The organism is Pseudomonas sp. p106, assembly GCF_003936645.1.
In the GTDB taxonomy this organism is placed as follows: Bacteria; Pseudomonadota; Gammaproteobacteria; order Pseudomonadales; family Pseudomonadaceae; genus Aquipseudomonas; species Aquipseudomonas putida_E.
In genome coordinates this window covers 40288-58988 of the sequence record NZ_RHQR01000024.1, presented here as the reverse complement: position 1 = coordinate 58988, position 18701 = coordinate 40288, and the positions used below count along the sequence as shown (strand labels likewise).

Sequence of the window (18701 nt, the reverse complement as noted above, 5' to 3'; positions counted from 1 at the left end):
TGATCACAGGGAAGCAGGCCTATGAATGCTCTTTGTACACTCGCTCGCGCTGTTGCGCTTGCCACGCTCGTCGGTACCGCCAGTTACACGGTGCAGGCTGCCGATATACCCATTGCCAGTGAAGCACTGGAAAGTCATGTGACCACACAGGTCACCGCCATCGACCAGGCCAACCGGCAGGTCACGGTCAAAGGCCCTGACGACAAGGACGTGACGTTCCAGCTCACGGAAAAGGCCAAGGCGCTGCCCAACCTCAAAGTCGGTGACCAGGTCGATATCTACGTGACCCGTGCGGTGGCCTATGTACTCAACACAGAGGTGGGCGGGGCGCCCAAAGCCAGTGATGAGTCTGGAACCATCCGCGCCACCAAGGACAACCCCAACCCGGGCGGTGAGGCATTCCGCCAGGTGCGGGTAACGTCGCAGATCAAGAAGATCGACCTCAAGACCCATGAGGTGAGCCTGCTACCGCCGGAAGGCAAGTTGCAGGTGGTCAAGGTCGAGGACCCTGAACTGCAGGCCCGAATGAAAAACCTCAAGGTCGACCAGACGGTCGATGCGATCTACACCGAAGTACTGCGGATCGAGACATCCCGCTGACCTCTCGCCGGCCGTTTAGCGGGCGCCCCCGCGAAAAGGCCGGCGTCATCGATCGGTATCCATCATCCATGTGGCGAATAATCTGAGTGCAGGATTTCGATTTCCATAACGCCCGTCGATTTTCAGATGATGTACCGACCCTGTCTTCAGATGAGTGCATCCATGCCTAACAAGGCCCTGCTTATTGCGTTTCTTCCCTTGGTTTTGGCGCTGCTCGCCGGAGTCGTGCTGCCCTACCAGGCCGCCAGCAACGCGGCCGTCGGTCGTGCGCTCGGGCACTGGCTTTGGGGCGCGTTCACATCATTGACGGTCAGTTCCATTGTGGTCATCGCAGCCTTGCTGGTTTTACGGGTACCGCTGCCTGACCTGGGCAAAGCATTGCAAGGCCCATGGTGGCTGTGGATCGGCGGGGTGCTTGGCGCACTGTACGTCGCCGCTGCCGCCGCCTTGACCCCCAAGCTTGGCACCGCGGGCTTTCTGGTGCTGGTGGTGGCGGGGCAGATTCTGACGTCGGTGATTGTCGACCACTTCGGCCTGATGGGCGTTGCCAGCAAACCGGTGAGCCTGCCAAGGCTTGCGGGGGTGGTTCTGATACTCGTCGGGGTGTTCCTGGTGCAGAGCACCTGGGCCGCAAGCCCGGCGGCTGCCAAGACGGCCATCGTCAAACAGCCCGAAGGCTGATCAGCGACCGGGCTGGCAACAGGCCCAGACCGTCTCCCGCAGCCAGCGATGCCCTGGATCACTGTCTTTTCTGGTGTGCCATGCCTGCTGATAGGCCAGGTTCGGAATTGGCAAGGGCGGAGCGAACTGGCGCAGGCCCTTGTGTGGCCGCATCGGGCCCACCGCGCGCTTGGCCACGGTAAGGATCAGGTCGGTGCCGCCGAGCACTTCGACGGCGGCGCTCCAGTGCGGCAGCGCCAGGGCAATGCGCCGGCGCAGGCCCCGTTCACCCAGCGCGCGCTCGATCTCGTCATGGGCGTCCGGGCGCATGGCCATGAGCACGTGCGGCCGTGCCAACCAGTCATCCAGTGCAAGGCCACCTTTGGCCGGCAGCACCTGACGGTCGGCGATGCTGACGAAGCTGTCCTCGAACAGTGTCTGCGCGGTAATGCCCTGCGGCAGCTCGGGGAAGATGCCCAAGGCGAGGTCAAGTTCGCCATCGAGCAACTGCGCCATCATCGCCTCGCGGCTGGCCTGGCTGATGGCAAGGTCTACGCCTGGTGCTGCCTGGCGCAGGTGACGGACCAGTGGCGGCAGGATGATCCGCGAGGCGTAATCGGACAACGACAGGCGGAACCTGCGCTGAGCCAGAGCGGGTTCGAAGCGTGGTGTGGCCAGCAGGCTGTTGAGGCTGCCCAGCGCGTCCTGCAAGGGTTTGATGAGGGACTGGGCGCGTGCGGTCAGGGCCATGTGGCCGTTCTGGCGGATCAGCAGCGGGTCGTCGAAATGTGCGCGCAGTTGCGCCAAGGCATGGCTGACTGCCGGTTGGCTGCGGTGCAGGCGGATGGCAGCGCGGGTCACGTGTTTTTCGCTGAGCAGTGCATGCAGGGCCAGCAGCAGGTTGAGGTCGATCTTGCGCAGTTCATCCATGGTGCGAATGGCCAGGTTGGCTTTTGGGGGCTTCGTATCAGCCTAACAGATGTGCGCACTGCCGAGCGCGCAGCCCCCCTGCCACAGATGAAGGCCACCCAAAGCAGCATTGATCGAACCCCGGCGCTATAATCGCCCCCCGTTTTACAGTAATCCGAGCATTCCGATGGGTCTTTCCGCAACCGCAACACCCGAACCGCGCCGCCTGGGCGCCCCCTTGATTGCCTTGGCCCTGCTGCTGGCTGGTGCCTGGTTCCTCAACCTCAATGCCGGGTTCAAGCAGGTACTGCTGCTGATCGTCGGCGCCGCCCTGGGGCTGACGCTCTACCACGCAGCGTTCGGTTTCACCTCGGCCTGGCGCGTATTCATCAACGAACGACGAGGCGCCGGCCTGCGTGCGCAGATGGTCATGCTGACCCTGGCCGTGCTGCTGTTCTTCCCGGCGTTGTCGGCTGGCAGCCTGTTTGGCAACCCGGTGACCGGGCTGGTGGCGCCAGCCGGGGTTTCTGTGGTGTTTGGCGCGTTCATCTTCGGTATCGGCATGCAACTGGGCGGCGGTTGTGCCTCGGGCACGCTGTTCACCGTCGGCGGGGGCAACGCCAGAATGCTGGTGACGCTGCTGTTCTTCATCATCGGCTCGGTCACTGCCACGCACCATGCTGACTGGTGGTTCGCCTTGCCATCGTTGCCGGCCACCTCGATCGTCCAGGCCTGGGGGGTAGCGCCGGCGCTGCTGGCCAGCGTGGCGGTGTTCGCGATGATCGCCTGGGCCACGGTGGTACTGGAAAAGCGCCGCCACGGCGGCCTCGAAGCCCCTGTGAGCAGTGAGCACCAAGGCCTGCGACGCTTCCTGCGTGGCCCATGGCCGTTGCTGTGGGGCGCTATTGCCCTGGCCTTGCTGAACTACGCCACCCTGGCCCTGGCCGGGCGCCCGTGGGGCATTACCTCCGCTTTTGCCCTGTGGGGCGCCAAGACCCTCTCCAGCCTGGGTGTGGACGTCGGCAGCTGGGTGTTCTGGCAGTCGCCGGCCAACGCCAAGGCGCTGGCAGCCCCGTTGTGGCAAGACGTGACCACCGTCATGGACCTTGGCATCGTGCTGGGTGCGCTGCTGGCGGCTGGCCTGGCCGGGCGTTTTGCGCCGAGCCTGAACATCCCGTTGCGCTCGCTGATAGCCGCAGTGCTCGGTGGCCTGCTGCTGGGCTACGGTTCGCGCCTGGCTTATGGTTGCAACATTGGCGCTTACTTCAGCGGCATCGCTTCGGGTAGCGTGCATGGCTGGCTGTGGCTGATTGCGGCCTACACCGGGAACATGATCGGCGTGCGTCTGCGCCCATTGTTCTTTGCCGGTGAGCGCCGGCCAGCGGCACTGACGGGCTGCTGATAACACTTTGCTTCATCGGGTGCAGGAATCATCTGCACCCAACCTGATTGTTCGATTCCTGCCGACTAATTAGCCTGAGTCGGTCTTTCACTCCCTCAAGGAATCGAACATGGCGACCCGAATTGTGTTGAGCGCTACCGGCGCTACCGACGTCATGCGCCTGCAACCCCTGCAAATCCAACGACCAGGGCCTGGCGAGGTCTGGCTGGAGCAAGCCGCCATAGGCGTCAATCCGCTGGATGTGCTGCAGCGTCAAGGCGGTGCACCGCTGCTACTGCCATCGGGGCTAGGCCTGGAGGGTGCCGGGCGCGTCGTCGCGATGGGTGAGGGTGTACACAATGTTAAGGTCGGCGACCGTGTCGGTTATGCCACAGGCCCCGTGGGCGGCTATGCGAGCGGCCGGTTGTATCCTGCCGAGCGTCTGGTGCATCTGCCGGACGAGGTAAGCTATGAAGCTGCCGCTGCCATCCTGTTCAAGGGGATCACTGCACAATACCTGCTCAAGACGACTTACCCGGTCGGGCCCGGCACCCAGATACTGCTTTATGGCGCCGCCGGCGCGCTCGGCCAGCTAATGGTACCGTGGGCGCGGCACCTGGGCGCAACGGTGATTGGCGTGGTATCTCGACCACAAAGCATGGCGCGCGCGCAGGCAGCGGGTTGTCACCATGTGCTGGTATTCGATGCTGCGACGCTGGCTGGTCAGGTGCATGAACTCACCCGGGGCCAAGGCGTGGATGTGGTGTATGACAGTGTCGGCAAGGTCTCGCTGCAAGCGTCCCTGGACAGCCTGCGCCTGCGTGGGCTGCTGGTATCGTTCGGTGCGACCACGGGCACCCCGGCAGCGATCGAGGTTGGCACCCTCAACGCTAAAGGCTCGTTGTACGTGACCCGGCCATCGCTGGCCGCCCATACCCGCACAGTGGAGGAATACCAGCAGCGCGCAGGCGACGTGCTGTCGGCAGTCGCCGAAGGTATCATCCAGCCACGGGTATGGCGCCGCTACCCGTTGGCCGAAGCAGCCAGGGCCCAAGAAGACCTGGAACAGGGGCTGTCGGAAGGGGCGCTGATTCTCACCACTTGACTGACCCAGCCACAGAGCCTTGCCATGGACGCCTTTGACAGCCGCCGCGCCGATGAACTTGCCACCTTGCTGGCCCTGCACGAGCAGGGCTCTTTCTCGGCCGCCGGCCGCCAGTTGGCGCGCCACCCCACAGTACTGTCCAAACGCCTCAGCGCACTGGAACAGCGCCTTGGCATTCGCCTGGTGGAACGCACCACTCGGCAACTGCGCTTCACCGATGAGGGCGAACGCCTGGTGGTGCGTGTGCGCGAGGCCAGCCGGCTGATAGCAGAGGCAGAGCAGGAGGCTACCGAGGGTGCGGCGTCGGTGCGCGGGCGCCTGCGCCTGGCCTTGCCTGCGGCGATGGGGCGGCGCTGGTTGAGCGGCATGCTGGCGGACTTTGTCCTGGCCCATCCGCAGGTGACCCTGGAAGCCGAGTATGCCGACCGCTTCGTCGACTTGGTTGGGGAAGGTTTTGATGCTGCCATACGCATCGGTGAACTGGCCGACAACCGCCTGGTGGCCACTAAGCTCTGTGATCACGTCCGCATCCTCTGCGCCTCACCGGCCTACTTGTCCCGCCAGGGCGAACCGACAAAACCAGAAGACTTGTCAAAACACAATCGCTTGGGATTCAGTGGCTTACGATCATTCCCTGAATGGCGGCTCACCCGTGGAAACCTTCAGGTGAGTGTGAAGATCAGTGGGTCATTGCGCGGCAACGACAACGAAGCCCTGTTAGAGGCGGCGCGTCGTGGCGTAGGCATACTCGCTGGCGGTGACTGGTTGATGGGCGAGGACCTGGCCGCCGGTCGCCTGGTGCGGGTACTTGCGCAATGGGAGTTGGATGCGGCGGCCGGGATCTATCTGGTGCGACCATCGGCACGCTTGAACACGGCCTCGTTGGGGGCGTTCAAGGCATGGGTCGCGGAGCAGTTCAAGGAGGGCCCGCCATGGCGGCGCTAGGGCTGACCTGCTCCAGATAAAGCATTAAATAAGCTATATAAGTTACTGATATATATAGTTTTATCGCTTTGCAATTGCATGCTGTACGCACTGCTCGTAGTAGGTCTGCTTGATGGCTGCCGGCTTGAGCCGTGAGCGGCTGTTGTAAGTCTGTTCAGTGATGCCGAAGGCGGTCATGCGCATCCATGGTTTGGCGAACCGGCGCACCTGTAGTTTCTTGCGCGTGGCATACAGGGTCACGCCGGAAAGCTTGGCCTGCTGGGCCTCGGCGGCGATCTGCGAACCCCAACCACAAACATGGCGGTCATTCTGGCTCAGCGCTCTGGCCTGGGCGCCGAAGGCAGTCGTGGCCAGCAGGCAGCCGGCCACCGTTGCTAGAAATACTCGCATGTTGCTGTCCTAAGCATCTGAAGAAGAACGGAGTTTGCCTTCGCTTAAAGTGCCGGGGGGCCAGTATTTTTCAGGTCAGGTGGTGGCGATGCGCAGGCGATTTGCCAGCGTGGTCCGCAGACTGTGCAGGGCAAGTCCGGTGACCCAGAGCACGGAAACGGCATAGTTCAGCCGTTGGAACAGGCCGAACAGTCGACCGCTCTGCGCCGCCTGGGCCATCAGGACGACAGTGGCTACCGCAGCCACCACACAAATCAGGGAAAATGCCCCTAACGCACGCGAGCCGGCCACGCCTTTCCCGCCCCATACCCAAAGCGCACTGGCCAGGGTCAACGAGAGAAACATCAGCAAGCCGGACGCGTTGTGCAGTTGCTGGGACAGGGAGGGTTGCGCAGGCGCACAGCCTTGATCGCAGGGAAAAAAGCCGGTGCCCAGGCTGCCGAGCCCATGCAGCAATACCAGTGCCGCGCTGGCAAGGGCGAGCTTCGAGCCTCGCCAGCGCCGGGCCAGACCCCAGGCGAACAGGGTAAACAGCACAGCGAGCGGGAAGTTGTTGAGCAGGGGTGACCAGCGTTGGGTTGGGGCGCCCACCGCGCCCAGCTGGCTCATGGCCTGCTGCAGATGATCGTAGCCTGGGTAGGCTTGGGCGGTGAACCAAACGCCAAGCAGCAGCCAGAACGGGATGATCAGCCCGCAGCAGAGCAGGCAGCGGTCGAAGGTATTCATCAGCGGTTTTCCTTCCATGGAGTGACCAATCGATGCGTATACAGTACCGAGATGGATGCCGTCTGTCCTGGCCTCTTCGCAGGCGGGTCCGCTGCCACACTCCTTATTTCGGGCAACGCTCTATGCCGGCCGCCTTGTGTTGATAAATACCCCGTCGGGTGTATGTGATCGTACAACTGCTTGCGCTATGATGTCGGCTGTCTTTCAAGGTGAAACACAGGGCATGACAGAGCAACAGGTACAGGCAAAGACCCGGCGCAAGCCGCGCAGTCTGGCCCAGGAACTGGTCACGGTGCTGACCGAGCGTATTCGCAGCGGCCAGCTCAAGCGCGGCGACAAGCTGCCGACCGAATCGCAGATCATGGCCGAGGAGGGCGTGAGCCGTACCGTGGTGCGTGAGGCGATCTCGCGGCTGCAGGCCGCCGGGCAGGTCGAGACCCGCCATGGCATCGGCACCTTTGTGCTGGACACGCCTGCCACGGGGGGCTTTCGCATCGACCCGGCCACCGTGGTCACGCTGCGTGAGGTGCTGGCGGTACTGGAGCTGCGCATCGCCCTGGAGATCGAGTCGGCAGGCCTTGCGGCGCAACGGCGCAGCGATGAAGAGCTGGCAGGCATGCGTGCGGCGCTGGACGAACTCAACGAGGGTGCCGCCCATGCCACCGATGCGGTGTCGGCGGACTTCCAGTTCCACCTGCGTATCGCCCAGGCCAGCGGCAACCACTACTTTGCCGACATCATCAACCACCTCGGTACCAGCATCATCCCGCGTACCCGGCTCAACTCGGCGCGCCTGGCGCATGATGACCAGGCGCACTACATGGGCCGATTGATGCATGAGCACGAGGCGATCTACGAAGCCATCGCCCGAAGCGACAGCGAAGGGGCCAAGATGGCCATGCGCATGCACCTGAGCAACAGCCGTGAGCGGTTGCGCCAGGCGCATGCGGAGGCTGAGGCGCAAGGGGTTTGAATTCACCGGTGGCTGTGCTGGCCCTATCGCCGGCAAGCCGGCTCGCACAGATACCCCGCTGCTCTCAAGCTCAGCGCTAACCCAGTGGGAGTCGGCTTGCCGGCGACAGGGCCGGTAAATCCAATGCAAGACTCAAAAGAAAGCCCCGCAAATACGGGGCTTTCATCGCATCAGGGCGTTCAGATCGCCCCGTCACTCCACTGCCCATTCACCAACCGGCGCAGGCCCAGCGGGTTGTTGTCACGCAGTGCCTCAGGCAGTAGCGACTGCGGGTAGTTCTGGTAGCACACCGGGCGCAGGAAGCGGTCGATGGCCAGGGTGCCGACGGACGTACCACGGGCGTCGGAGGTGGCCGGGTAAGGCCCGCCGTGGACCATGGCGTCGCACACTTCCACACCGGTCGGGTAGCCATTGATCAGGATGCGGCCAACCTTTTCTTCCAGCAGCGGTACCAGCCAGGCAAATGCTTCGAAGTCTTCGGGCTCACCGATCAGCGTGGCGGTCAGCTGACCACGCAGGCCGAGCAGGGCGGCGCGCAGCTGCGCGTTGTCCTGAGCTTCAACGGCAACGGTGGTCGGGCCGAACACTTCTTCCTGCAGTAGCGGGTCGGCGTCCACCAGCAAACGGGCATCCGCCTTGAACAGTTGTGCCCGCGCCTGGCTACCTTCCTGAGGCTGGCCTGCCAAGTGTTCGATGCCAGCATGGGCCTGCAGGTGCTCCAGGCCGCCCACGTAGCTGCGCAGGCCACCGGCGTTGAGCAGGGTCTGGCCGGCTTGCTGGTCCAGGTGCTGGCCGAGGTCGGCGAGCAACTGGCTGAACTGTGGCGATTGCAGGCCGATCACCAGGCCAGGGTTGGTGCAGAACTGGCCAGCACCCAGGCACACGGAGCCGGCCAGCTCGCGGGCAATGGCGTCGCCACGCTTGGCCAGCGCGCCCGGCAGAATGATCACCGGGTTGATGCTGGACATCTCGGCGAATACCGGGATGGGTTGCGGGCGTTCGGCGGCCATGCGGCACAGAGCGTCCCCGCCCTTGAGCGAGCCGGTGAAGCCGACTGCCTGGATAGCCGGGTGCTTGACCAGCCACTCACCGACGCCACCGCCAAACACCATGTTGAAGACGCCCTTGGGCATGCCGGTGCGTTCGGCAGCGCGGACGATGGCCGCACCGACCAGGTCGGCCGTGGCCATGTGCCCGCTGTGCGCCTTGAACACCACCGGGCAACCGGCGGCGAAGGCTGCAGCGGTATCACCGCCTGCGGTGGAGAAGGCCAGCGGGAAGTTGCTGGCGCCGAACACGGCGACCGGGCCCACGCCGATGCGCATCTGGCGCAGGTCAACTCTGGGCAACGGCTGGCGTTCGGGCAAGGCCAGGTCGATGCGTGCACCGAGGTAGTCGCCACGGCGCAGCACCTGGGCGAACAGGCGCATCTGACCGCTGGTGCGGCCACGCTCACCTTGGATGCGCCCGGCGGGCAAGGCGGTTTCACGGCAGACCACGGCGACGAAGGCGTCGTCCAGCTCGTCCAGTTCCGCCGCAATGGCGTCGAGGAACTCGGCACGACGTGCCGGGGCCAGCTGGCGGAATTCGGCAAAGGCCGCTGCCGCCGCTTGGGCCGCCTGATCCACCTCGGCCTCGGTGGCTTGGGCGAAGCTGTAGGGCAGGGCCTCGCCAGTGGTGGCGTCCAGGCTCTGCAGGCGTTGCTCGCCAGCGGCGCTGCGCTGGCCGGCGATGAAGTTGTGGCCAAGAATCTCAGGCATGGTGTGCTCCTGTGTGTGGAAGGGTTGATCAGTGGGTGTCGCATGACCTGTGCAAGCCGGCAAGCTGGCTCCCACAGGCGGGCGTGTGCCATTGAAGTACCGGGCAAGGCCGAACCATCAGGTGATTGGCGCCGGATTGAACAGGGTGATGTCGTTGTGCAGCCGGTGTTGTTCTGCCCAGGTCTGCTTGCGGCCGCTGGCCACGTCCAGGTAGTAGTGGAACAACTCCCAGCCCAATTCCTCGATGCTTGAGCGGCCACTGGCGATGCGCCCGGCGTCGATGTCGATCAGGTCCGGCCAGCGTTGGGCCAGTTCGGTACGGGTGCACACCTTGACGACCGGCGCCATGGCCAGGCCGTACGGGGTACCGCGGCCAGTGGTGAATACGTGCAGGTTCATCCCGGCCGCCAGCTGCAGGGTGCCGCAGACAAAGTCGCTGGCGGGCGTTGCGCAGAAGATCAGGCCCTTGCGGTTTACCCGCTCGCCCGGCCCGAGCACGCCCTGGATGGCGCCACTGCCGGACTTGACGATCGAGCCCAGGGATTTTTCGACGATATTGGACAGGCCGCCTTTCTTGTTGCCTGGCGTGGTGTTGGCGCTGCGGTCGGCCGCACCTTGCTGCAGGTAGCGGTCGTACCAGTCCATTTCGCGCACCAGCGCATCCGCGACTGCCTGGTTTTCAGCGCGGGAGGTAAGCATGTAGATGGCGTCGCGCACCTCGGTCACTTCCGAGAACAGCACAGTAGCGCCGGCCCGCACCAGCAGGTCGGCGGCATAGCCCAGCGCCGGGTTGGCGGTGATGCCGGAGAATGCATCGCTGCCGCCACACTGCATGCCCAGGATCAGCTCACTGGCCGGTACGGTCTCGCGGCGGCGCTTGTCGAGCTTCTGCAAGCGCGTCTCGGCCAGGCCCATGATCTGCTCGATCATTTCAGTGAAGCCAAGGCTGGCATCCTGCAGGCGATACAGCCAGGGCTCGCTGAGGTCTACCGACGGGTCGTTGTCGTGCATCACCTGGCCGGCCTGCAGTTTCTCGCAGCCCAGGCTGATGACCAGCGCTTCGCCACCCAGGTTGGGGTTGCGTGCCAGGTTGCGCACGGTGCGGATCGGGATGTAGGCATCACGGGCGTTGATCGCCACGCCGCAGCCATAGCTGTGGGTGAGGGCGACCACGTCATCGACATTGGGGTATTTGGGCAGCAATTCGCTGCGGATGCGCTTGACTGCATGTTCCAGCACACCGGTCACACACTGAACGGTGGTGGTGATGCCCAGGATGTTGCGGGTACCGACGGTGCCGTCAGCATTGCGGTAGCCCTCGAAGGTGAAGCCATCCAGCGCAGGCAGGGGCGCAGGTACGGCATCGCAGCGCGGCAGGCTGTCCAGTTCCGGGGCAGACGGCATGGCCAGTTGGCTCTCCTGCACCCAGCTGCCCTGGCGCAAGTCTTCCAGGGCGTAACCGATGATCTGCCCATAGCGCCGCACCGGCTCGCCCTTGGCGATCCGTACGGTGGCCACTTTGTGGCTCTGCGGCACGCCTTCTACAAGGGTCAGCCCATCGGGGAAGCGCGCGCCTTCGCCCAGGCCGCCATCGTTGACCACTACCACGACGTTATCGTCGTCGTGCAGGCGGACGTAGCGGGGCGAGTCGGAATGTTCGATCAACTGCATGTTCGGGCCCTGTTTGTGATGGTCTCAGGCTTTGTACATCCGCCCGCACCGGGATTGCCGGCGCGGGCGTGTTCACTCAGTGACGTGCGCTGGCCAGTTCGCCCGGGGCGGCAGGCTCAGCGTCTGGCTTTGCATCCTCACGCAACTCGATACGCTTGATCGGCCCGACGATGACCAGGTAGCTGAACACCGCTACCAGGGCGTTGGCGCCCACGTACACCAGCGCCCACTTGAAGGAGCCGGTTGCGCTGATGATGTAACCAATGACGATCGGGGTGGTGATCGAAGCAATGTTGCCGAAGGTGTTGAACAGGCCGCCGGACAGCCCTGCGATCTGCTTGGGCGAGGTATCGGCGACTACGGCCCAGCCCAGTGCGCCGATGCCCTTGCCGAAGAAGGCCAGGGTCATGAAGCCGACCACCATCCACTCCGCCTCGACATAGTTGCAGAAGACCATGGTGGTCGACAGCAGCAGGCCACAGACGATCGGCAGCTTGCGCGAGAAGGTCAGCGAATTGCCGCGGCGCAGCAGCCAGTCAGACAGCACACCACCGAGCACACCGCCGATGAAGCCGCAGATTGCCGGCAGCGAGGCGATGATGCCCGCCTTGAGGATGGTCATGCCGCGCTCCTGCACCAGGTACACCGGGAACCAGGTCAGGAAGAAGTAGGTGATGGCGTTGATGCAGTACTGGCCCAGGTAAACGCCCAGCAGCATGCGGCTGGTCAAAAGTTGCTTGATGTAGCCCCATTTAGGGCCGTCATTGCCGCGCTTCTGGTCCATGTCCACCAGGCCGCCGTTCTGCTCGATGTGCTCAAGTTCGCTGGGGCTGATGCGTGGGTGTTGGCGCGGGTTGTAGATGGTCTTCAGCCACACCATGGAGAACACGATACCCAGTGCACCCATCACCACGAATACGTGTTCCCAGCCGAAGCTGAACACGATCCAACCCATGATCGGGGCGAACAGTGCGGTGGCGAAATACTGCGCCGAGTTGAAGATCGCCGATGCTGTGCCACGTTCTGCCGTGGGGAACCAGGCCGCAACGATGCGGGCGTTACCCGGGAACGATGGTGCTTCGGCAAAACCAACCAGGAAACGCAGGGTGAACAAGGTGACGACCGCCCAGGCGACCGGCAGGCCACCGACAAAACCCTGCAGCAGGGTGAACAGCGACCAAGTGAAAATGCTGAAGGCGTAGACATTCTTGGAGCCGAAGCGGTCCAGCAACCAGCCACCAGGAATCTGGCCGGCAACGTAAGCCCATCCGAAGGCGGAGAAGATATAACCGAGGGTTACGGCGTCAATGCCGAGGTCCTTCTGCAGGCTGGAGCCTGCGATGGCGATGGTGGCGCGGTCGGCATAGTTGATCGTGGTCACCAGAAACAGCATGAACAGGATCAGGTAGCGCACATGCGTCTTTTTAGTCGCTTGCATGCTGGTAATACTCCCACTAGTTATTTTTGTGCGGGCTCACGAGTTGTAGCCGGAGTGGGATGGCCCACTCCGGGTGCGGCGATGGCAGGCCGCGGGGGCCGCTTATTGCGGGCCCATCTTGTCCATCAGGGCTGCGAGCATTTCGTATTCTTCGCCAGTCAGGTCGGTCAGCGGCGTGCGCACCGGGCCTGCGTCGTAACCGGCGATCTTCGCGCCTGCCTTGACGATGCTCACGGCATAACCGGCCTTGCGGTTGCGGATGTCCAGGTATGGCAGGAAGAAGTCGTCAATCAGCTTGCCAACGGTGGCCTGATCGTCGCGGGCGATGGCGTGGTAGAAGTCCATCGCGGTCTTCGGAATGAAGTTGAAAACCGCCGAGGAGTACACCGGCACACCCAGGGCTTTGTAAGCGGCAGCATACACCTCGGCGGTCGGCAGGCCACCCAGGTAGCTGAAACGGTCACCCAGGCGGCGACGGATCGACACCATCAGCTCGATGTCGCCCAGGCCGTCCTTGTAGCCGATCAGGTTAGGGCAGCGTTCGGCAAGCTTTTCCAGCAGGTCGGCGTTCAGGCGGCAGACATTGCGGTTGTACACCACCACCCCGATGTTGACCGATTTGCACACCGCTTCGACGTGGGCGGCTACACCGTCCTGGCTGGCTTCGGTCAGGTAGTGCGGCAGCAACAGCAGGCCCTTGGCACCCAAGCGCTCGGCTTCCTGTGCGTATTCGATGGCCTGGCGGGTGGAGCCACCGACGCCGGCGAGGATCGGTACAGACGTGGCGCAGGTGTCGACGGCGGTCTTGATTACCTGGCTGTACTCGCTGGCGGCCAGGGAGAAGAACTCACCGGTGCCACCGGCGGCGAACAGGGCGCTGGCGCCGTACGGGGCAAGCCATTCCAGGCGCTTGATGTAGCCAGCCTGGTTGAAGTCGCCCTGGGCATTGAAGTCTGTGACCGGGAAAGACAGCAGGCCGTGGGAGAGGATGGATTTCAGTTCTTGTGGATTCATTGTTATTGGCATCCTGTGGCGCTTGGGTGAAGTGTGTTGTTTTGCGTTGGAGGTAAGTTATCGTACAACTAGTGTGATGACTAGTCCCTCCGTGGAAAATTTTTGGGGCACGTGGCCAATCGGGGGATTTTTGGTGGGGCTGAATCGCGCAGATCGCGATGTGCGGCGCGGCGGCGCTCGATATCCCAGGCGCAGAAAACCTGACGACAACCATCTAAACAGTCATCGTATCTCTCGGGAGGGGAAAAACGATCGCGGAGACAGGCACAAGCCCGCCGCCCGCAGCCACGGGAAGTGTTCTGGGACCAGCAGAGGGTGACCGGGGAAGCGGGGGGCGGCCTTGCGCCGCCCCGCGATCAAAACTGACGAAGCTGAGTGTCAGGCGGCCTGTTGGCGCTTGATCTGGGATTTGCGCACCTGGGCGCGGCAGGCATCGCCGAAGGCCTGGAAGATCTTGATCGAATCAGGGTTCTTGGCCGCTTGCCACTCCGGGTGCCACTGTACAGCGAACAGGAACGGCGAAATGCTCGGGGCGTGAATCGCTTCGACCAGGCCGTCTTCGGCGTGGGCGATCGGTTCGATGCCGGTACCCAGGTTACGCAGGCCTTGGCCATGCAGCGAGTTGACGCGGATCTCGTCGGTGCCAAGGGCGTCGTGAAGCCAGCTGCCCGCCTTGATCTTCACGCCATGCACCTGAGCGTATTGCACGTCGACCGGATCTTCCGGGTTTTCCCGGTGGTCGTTGTAGCCTGGTTCGGCGTAAACCTTCTGGTAGATATCGCCGCCCAGGGCGACGTTGATTTCCTGCATGCCGCGGCAGATGCCGAAGATGGGCAGGCCACGCTTTAGCGCTGCCTTGACCAGCGGAATATCGAACAGGTCGCGGTTGACGTCCTGGCCTTTGCCTGGGGTCTGGTTTTCCTGGCCATACAGGCTCGGCTCGATGTTGCTGCCGGCACCGGTCAGGTATACGCCGTCGGCCATGTCCAGATAGGTCTCGAGGTCTTCGGTGCCACAGCAGGTGGGCACAAGTACCGGGACGCAATCAGCGAAATCGACCAGCGGGGTGATGTATTTGTGGGTCATGACCTGGTAGTCATGGCCTTTGCGCTCTTGGCTGCCCATGGTCATCAGGACGACGGGTTTGCGCAGGGAAGGTTGCTTGTTGCCAATGTTGCTGTTGGACATATGTCACCTTATGGCAGGTTCGACCTGCCGTTGTTGTGCAGGTGCACGGCGCGGGGCCTGGTGTGCTACCTGAAGCCCCGAGCACTGCCGGCTCGTCAGAGGCGACGATGCCGGTCGGGGCTTGTAGATAGCTTGCCAGAGCCGTTCGATATGTCAAACGACTGAAATGGGCTGAAGCGCCTGAATTCGGGGGCTGAAACCCTTGCGAGCCTCAGGCGGCAAGGGTTTGACAGGGGACGAGGTCAATTATATTTAACGACGCAGTTGGGTCATTGCAGCCGTGCAATGAAGGGGGCAGTGGCTTCAATGAAGGATCTGCGCCAGGAAACTTTTGGCACGTGCAGTGCGCGGCTGGTTGAAGAACACCTGCGGCGGGCTGTCTTCGATGATCTGCCCGCCTTCAAGGAACAGCACCCGCTCGGCAACCTGCCTGGCAAAGCCCATTTCATGGGTAACACAGAGCATGGTCATGCCGGTGCCCGCCAGTTGCACCAAAACATCCAGCACTTCAGCGACCATTTCCGGGTCCAGCGCCGAGGTCGGCTCGTCGAACAGCATGATCCGCGGCTTCATGCACAAGGCGCGGGCGATCGCCACCCGCTGCTGCTGGCCGCCAGAGAGCTGGCTGGGGTATTTGTGCGCCTGGCTTTCGATGCCGACCTTGCACAGGTACATCCGGGCACGCTCCTCGGCGTCCTTGCGGGACAGGCCGCGCACGCTGGTGGGAGCCAGCAGGCAGTTGTCGAGCACGCTCATGTGCGGGAACAGGTTGAAGTGCTGGAACACCATGCCGATGTCGCTGCGTACCTGGGCGGCCTGGCGCGTGCTGCTGGCCAGGTCGGTGCCGGCTACCTGAACGCTGCCTTGTTCGGCAATTTCCAGGCGGTTGATGCAACGGATCAAGGTGGACTTGCCTGAGCCGGAGGGGCCGCACAGCACGATGCGTTCACCTTCGCGCACCTGCAGGTCGATGTCGCGCAATACATGGAAAGCGCCATAGTGCTTGTTCAGGCCCTCGATGCGGATCAGCACCGGGCGTGGGTCGTTTTCAGGGGCAAGGCTGGCAACGCTCAAAGGGGCGGTCATGTTGTTGTTCTCCCGCGTGGTGTCAGTTGAAACGTGCCGCGCTGTAAGGCGCAGGGTCGGTGAAAGGGCGCTCGCCGGTCAGCAGTTCAGCCACCAGGCGACCGCTGACCGGGCCCAGCGTCAGGCCGTGGTGCGCGTGGCCGAAGTTGAACCACAGGCCCTTGTGCCGTGGCGCCGGGCCGATCACGGGGCGCATGTCCGGCAGGCAGGGGCGACGGCCCAGCCAGGGGGTGTCATCCAGGCGCTCACCCAGTGCCGGGAACAATGTGCGCGCCAGCGCTTCGCAGCGCTTGAGCTGAATTTCGTTGCCTGGGGCGCTGCTGGCGGCGAACTCGATGCCGGTGGTAAGGCGTATGCCGGCGGCCATCGGCGCCAGTACGTAGCCGCCCTGGGTGTCGCAGATCGAGTGCTGCAACTGAGCGCCGTCACGGGTGGCGTAGTGCATGTGGTAGCCGCGCTTGATACCCAGCGGGATCGTGTAGCCCAGGCGCTCATAAAGGTCGGCCGACTGTGGCCCAAGGCACGCCACCACTTCGTCGGCGGTGACCGGCCCGCGCTGGCTTTCGACCCGCCATTGGCTGCCGACCTGGCGCAGGCTGCGCGCATCACCGTGCAGGAACTGCCCGCCGCGCTGGACGAACAGCGCAGCATAACCACGGGTGAGGGCGCCGGGGTCGTTCACGGTCTTGGGGTCGAGCCAATGGATGCCGCCGACTACGGTGCTGTCGAGCTGGTGCTCGCGTGCCTGCAGTTGCCCGCGTTCGAGCAGTTCGTAGTGCAGGCCATAGCGCGCAAGGCCCTTGACCTCGGCCTTGGCCTGCTCGAACAACGCCGGGTCGCGGTACACCTCGATCCAGCCCTTGGCCTGCACCAGCCCTTCGAGGCCGGCGGCGGAAATCAGGGCGTCGTGCTCCTCTACGCAGCGTTGTACCAGCGGCAGCATGTCGGCCGCGGCCCCGGCCAGCCGCCCCGGTGCCGACTGCCGCCAGTAGCGCAGCAACCAGGGCGCGGCCTTGGGCAAGTGCAGCAGGCTGTAGCGCACGTCCGGCTGGCGATTGAGGCCATAGCGCAGCAGCTTGCCGAATTGGCGGGGGAACGCATAGGGGATGACACTGGAGCGTTCGATCAGCCCGGCGTTGCCATGGCTGGTGCCGCAACCGGGTTCATTGCGGTCGATCAGGATCACCTGGCGCCCGCGTGCCTGCAGATGCAGCGCGGTGCTGACGCCGACGATACCGGCGCCCAGGACAAGGGTCTGGCAATGCATGATTGTATCCTTCGGTCAGTTCAGGTGGCGGCCCAGGCGGGCCTCCAGGTGTTTCAGCAGGCGCCGCACCAGTTCGACGATCACCAGGTAGAGGACGGCGGCCCACAGGTAGATCTGGAAGTCGAAGCTGCGCGAGAACGCTAATTTGGTCACGCCCATCAGGTCGTAGATGGTCACCAGCGAGGCGATGGCGCTGGCCTTGATCATCAGGATCAGTTCGTTGCCCAGCGGGCCGATGGCCACCAGCAACGATTGCGGCAAGATGACCTTGAAGAAGGTGGTGGAGCGTTTGAGGTTCAGAGCCCTGGCTGCTTCATACTGCCCTGGCGCCACGGCCATCAGGCTGCCGCGGAAGATTTCGGCCTGGTAGGCGGCCGTGTTCAGGGTGAAGGCCAGCAGGGTGCAGAGCCAGGCTTCGCGGAAGAACCACCAGAGGCCGACGTCCTGCCAGAACCCCTTCAGCGACCCAAGCCCGTAGTACAGCAGGAACAGTTGTGCCAGCAGGGGGGAGCCACGGAAGAAATAGATGTAGCCGGCCGCCAGGCGCTGCAGCGGCAGGTTGCGCGACATCCGGGCCAGCGCCAGCAGCAGGCCGAGCATGGCGCCGAGGGTGAAGGAAATCGCTACCAGCTTGGCAGTTACCAGCAGCCCGTCGATGAACCGTGGCCCGTAGCGCTCCAGCAGGTCGGGGTCCAGTACCAGGCTCAGCCATTGTTCGGCACTCATGCGCGTGCTCCTTGCAGGTGGCGGTTGCTGCGCCGTTCGATGTAGGCGAACACCCGCCCCGATAGCGCCGAGAACAGCAGGTAACCCAGGCAGGCCACCCCGTAGAAGAACATCGGCTCTTTGGTCACGCTGACCGCAAGGTTGGTCTGGCGCATCAGGTCGACCAGCGAGATGGTCGATACCAGCGAGGTATCCTTGAGCAACGAAAGCCAGTTGTTGGAGAGCCCCGGCAGGGCGATGCGCGTCAGTTGTGGCAGTACCACCTTGAAGAAGGCGGTGCGCTTGCCCAGGCCCAATGCCGCACAGGCCTCAAGCTGGCCTTTGGGCAGGGTCTTGAAAGCAGCCAGCCAGATCTCGCTGGAAAAGGCGGCGAACACCAGGCTGAAAGCGATCATCGCCGCGAGGAACGTATTGATCAGGAACTCACCTTGATAGCCCATGGCGGCCAGCAGTTGCTGTGCGGCGATCTGGCAACCGTAATAGATGATCAGCAGGGTCAGCAGCTCGGGCAGGCCGCGGAACACGGTGGAAAATGTGGTTGACCAGGCACGCGGCAGGCGCTTGCGCGAGCGCGCCGCCAGGGCCACGACAAGGCCCAGTGGCAAGCCGATGGGCAGGCAGGCGAGGGCCAGTGACACGGTCACCAGCGCGCCTGCCAGCAGCGCCTGGCCCCAGCCACCACTGGCGAAGGACAGCAAGGACAATTGATCGAGCATGACATATCCCTAGAATTGACTGCTCCACGCGCGAGCGCTGTAGGAGCGGCCTTGCGTCGCGAAAGGGCTGCGCAGCAGCCCCACAGGTTCTGGTGGCGCTGCACAAGCCTGGGGCCGCTTTGCGGCCCTTTCGCGACACAAGGCCG

General features: G+C 63.7%; 18 protein-coding genes. 6 read left to right on the top strand and 12 right to left on the bottom strand.

Annotated elements, in window-relative coordinates:
- Positions 1–21: 21 nt before the first annotated feature.
- Together EGJ09_RS23210 and EGJ09_RS23205 are read left to right on the top strand one after the other, a co-directional pair.
- The gene (locus EGJ09_RS23210) at positions 22–600 is read left to right on the top strand and encodes a hypothetical protein (RefSeq protein ID WP_039601934.1); all 579 of its coding nucleotides are present in this window, start codon (positions 22–24) and stop codon (positions 598–600) included.
- A 162-nt stretch (positions 601–762) separates the two neighbouring features.
- Entirely contained in the window at positions 763–1281 is a 519-nt protein-coding gene (locus EGJ09_RS23205) for a DMT family transporter (RefSeq protein WP_046786069.1), read from the top strand.
- Here the strand turns inward: EGJ09_RS23205 and EGJ09_RS23200 are convergent, their stop codons facing one another.
- Positions 1282–2190: a LysR family transcriptional regulator gene (locus tag EGJ09_RS23200; protein WP_125924884.1), complete on the bottom strand. Its 909-nt coding sequence runs from the start codon at positions 2188–2190 to the stop codon at positions 1282–1284.
- Between the two features lie 166 nt (positions 2191–2356).
- Here EGJ09_RS23200 and EGJ09_RS23195 point away from each other — a divergent pair, with 166 nt between their 5' ends.
- The 3 genes from EGJ09_RS23195 (at position 2357) to EGJ09_RS23185 (ending at position 5600) form a co-directional block, all read left to right on the top strand.
- Positions 2357–3571, top strand: coding sequence for a YeeE/YedE family protein (locus tag EGJ09_RS23195; RefSeq protein ID WP_125924883.1), 1215 nt, complete (start codon positions 2357–2359; stop codon positions 3569–3571).
- Between the two features lie 109 nt (positions 3572–3680).
- Complete coding sequence (locus EGJ09_RS23190) at positions 3681–4655, top strand: quinone oxidoreductase (RefSeq protein ID WP_125924882.1); 975 nt, start codon at positions 3681–3683, stop codon at positions 4653–4655.
- Between the two features lie 24 nt (positions 4656–4679).
- On the top strand, positions 4680–5600 hold the full coding sequence (locus tag EGJ09_RS23185; protein WP_125924881.1) for a LysR family transcriptional regulator: 921 nt from the start codon (positions 4680–4682) through the stop codon (positions 5598–5600).
- Positions 5601–5660: 60 nt separating this feature from the next.
- Here EGJ09_RS23185 and EGJ09_RS23180 read toward each other — a convergent pair whose 3' ends face one another.
- On the bottom strand, positions 5661–5990 hold the full coding sequence (locus EGJ09_RS23180; protein WP_125924880.1) for a hypothetical protein: 330 nt from the start codon (positions 5988–5990) through the stop codon (positions 5661–5663).
- A 75-nt stretch (positions 5991–6065) separates the two neighbouring features.
- Complete coding sequence (locus EGJ09_RS23175; RefSeq protein WP_125924879.1) at positions 6066–6716, bottom strand: DUF998 domain-containing protein; 651 nt, start codon at positions 6714–6716, stop codon at positions 6066–6068.
- Positions 6717–6939: 223 nt separating this feature from the next.
- Here EGJ09_RS23175 and EGJ09_RS23170 point away from each other — a divergent pair, with 223 nt between their 5' ends.
- Positions 6940–7689, top strand: a complete 750-nt coding sequence (locus tag EGJ09_RS23170) for a FadR/GntR family transcriptional regulator (RefSeq protein ID WP_046786073.1) — start codon at positions 6940–6942, stop codon at positions 7687–7689.
- A gap of 179 nt (positions 7690–7868) precedes the next feature.
- Here EGJ09_RS23170 and EGJ09_RS23165 read toward each other — a convergent pair whose 3' ends face one another.
- From EGJ09_RS23165 to EGJ09_RS23125, 9 genes are all read right to left on the bottom strand, one after another.
- Positions 7869–9449, bottom strand: a complete 1581-nt coding sequence (locus EGJ09_RS23165) for an aldehyde dehydrogenase (NADP(+)) (RefSeq protein ID WP_046786074.1) — start codon at positions 9447–9449, stop codon at positions 7869–7871.
- 117 nt (positions 9450–9566) lie between these two features.
- Positions 9567–11120 (bottom strand): galactarate dehydratase, encoded by a 1554-nt coding sequence (garD, locus tag EGJ09_RS23160; RefSeq protein ID WP_115274676.1) that lies wholly within the window; start codon positions 11118–11120, stop codon positions 9567–9569.
- Between the two features lie 76 nt (positions 11121–11196).
- Positions 11197–12558 (bottom strand): MFS transporter, encoded by a 1362-nt coding sequence (locus tag EGJ09_RS23155; protein WP_115274677.1) that lies wholly within the window; start codon positions 12556–12558, stop codon positions 11197–11199.
- Positions 12559–12660: 102 nt separating this feature from the next.
- On the bottom strand, positions 12661–13572 hold the full coding sequence (gene kdgD, locus EGJ09_RS23150; protein WP_125924878.1) for a 5-dehydro-4-deoxyglucarate dehydratase: 912 nt from the start codon (positions 13570–13572) through the stop codon (positions 12661–12663).
- Between the two features lie 378 nt (positions 13573–13950).
- Entirely contained in the window at positions 13951–14760 is an 810-nt protein-coding gene (locus EGJ09_RS23145; RefSeq protein WP_046786078.1) for a gamma-glutamyl-gamma-aminobutyrate hydrolase family protein, read from the bottom strand.
- A gap of 303 nt (positions 14761–15063) precedes the next feature.
- A complete protein-coding gene (locus EGJ09_RS23140; protein ID WP_046786079.1) occupies positions 15064–15846 on the bottom strand; it encodes an amino acid ABC transporter ATP-binding protein in 783 nt (260 codons plus the stop codon).
- A 22-nt stretch (positions 15847–15868) separates the two neighbouring features.
- The gene (locus EGJ09_RS23135) at positions 15869–17113 is read right to left on the bottom strand and encodes an FAD-binding oxidoreductase (RefSeq protein ID WP_125924877.1); all 1245 of its coding nucleotides are present in this window, start codon (positions 17111–17113) and stop codon (positions 15869–15871) included.
- A gap of 15 nt (positions 17114–17128) precedes the next feature.
- Entirely contained in the window at positions 17129–17839 is a 711-nt protein-coding gene (locus tag EGJ09_RS23130; protein WP_046786081.1) for an ABC transporter permease, read from the bottom strand.
- Positions 17836–18555 (bottom strand): ABC transporter permease, encoded by a 720-nt coding sequence (locus tag EGJ09_RS23125; protein WP_046786082.1) that lies wholly within the window; start codon positions 18553–18555, stop codon positions 17836–17838. The genes EGJ09_RS23130 and EGJ09_RS23125 overlap by 4 nt, the downstream gene beginning before the upstream one ends.
- Positions 18556–18701: the final 146 nt, after the last annotated feature.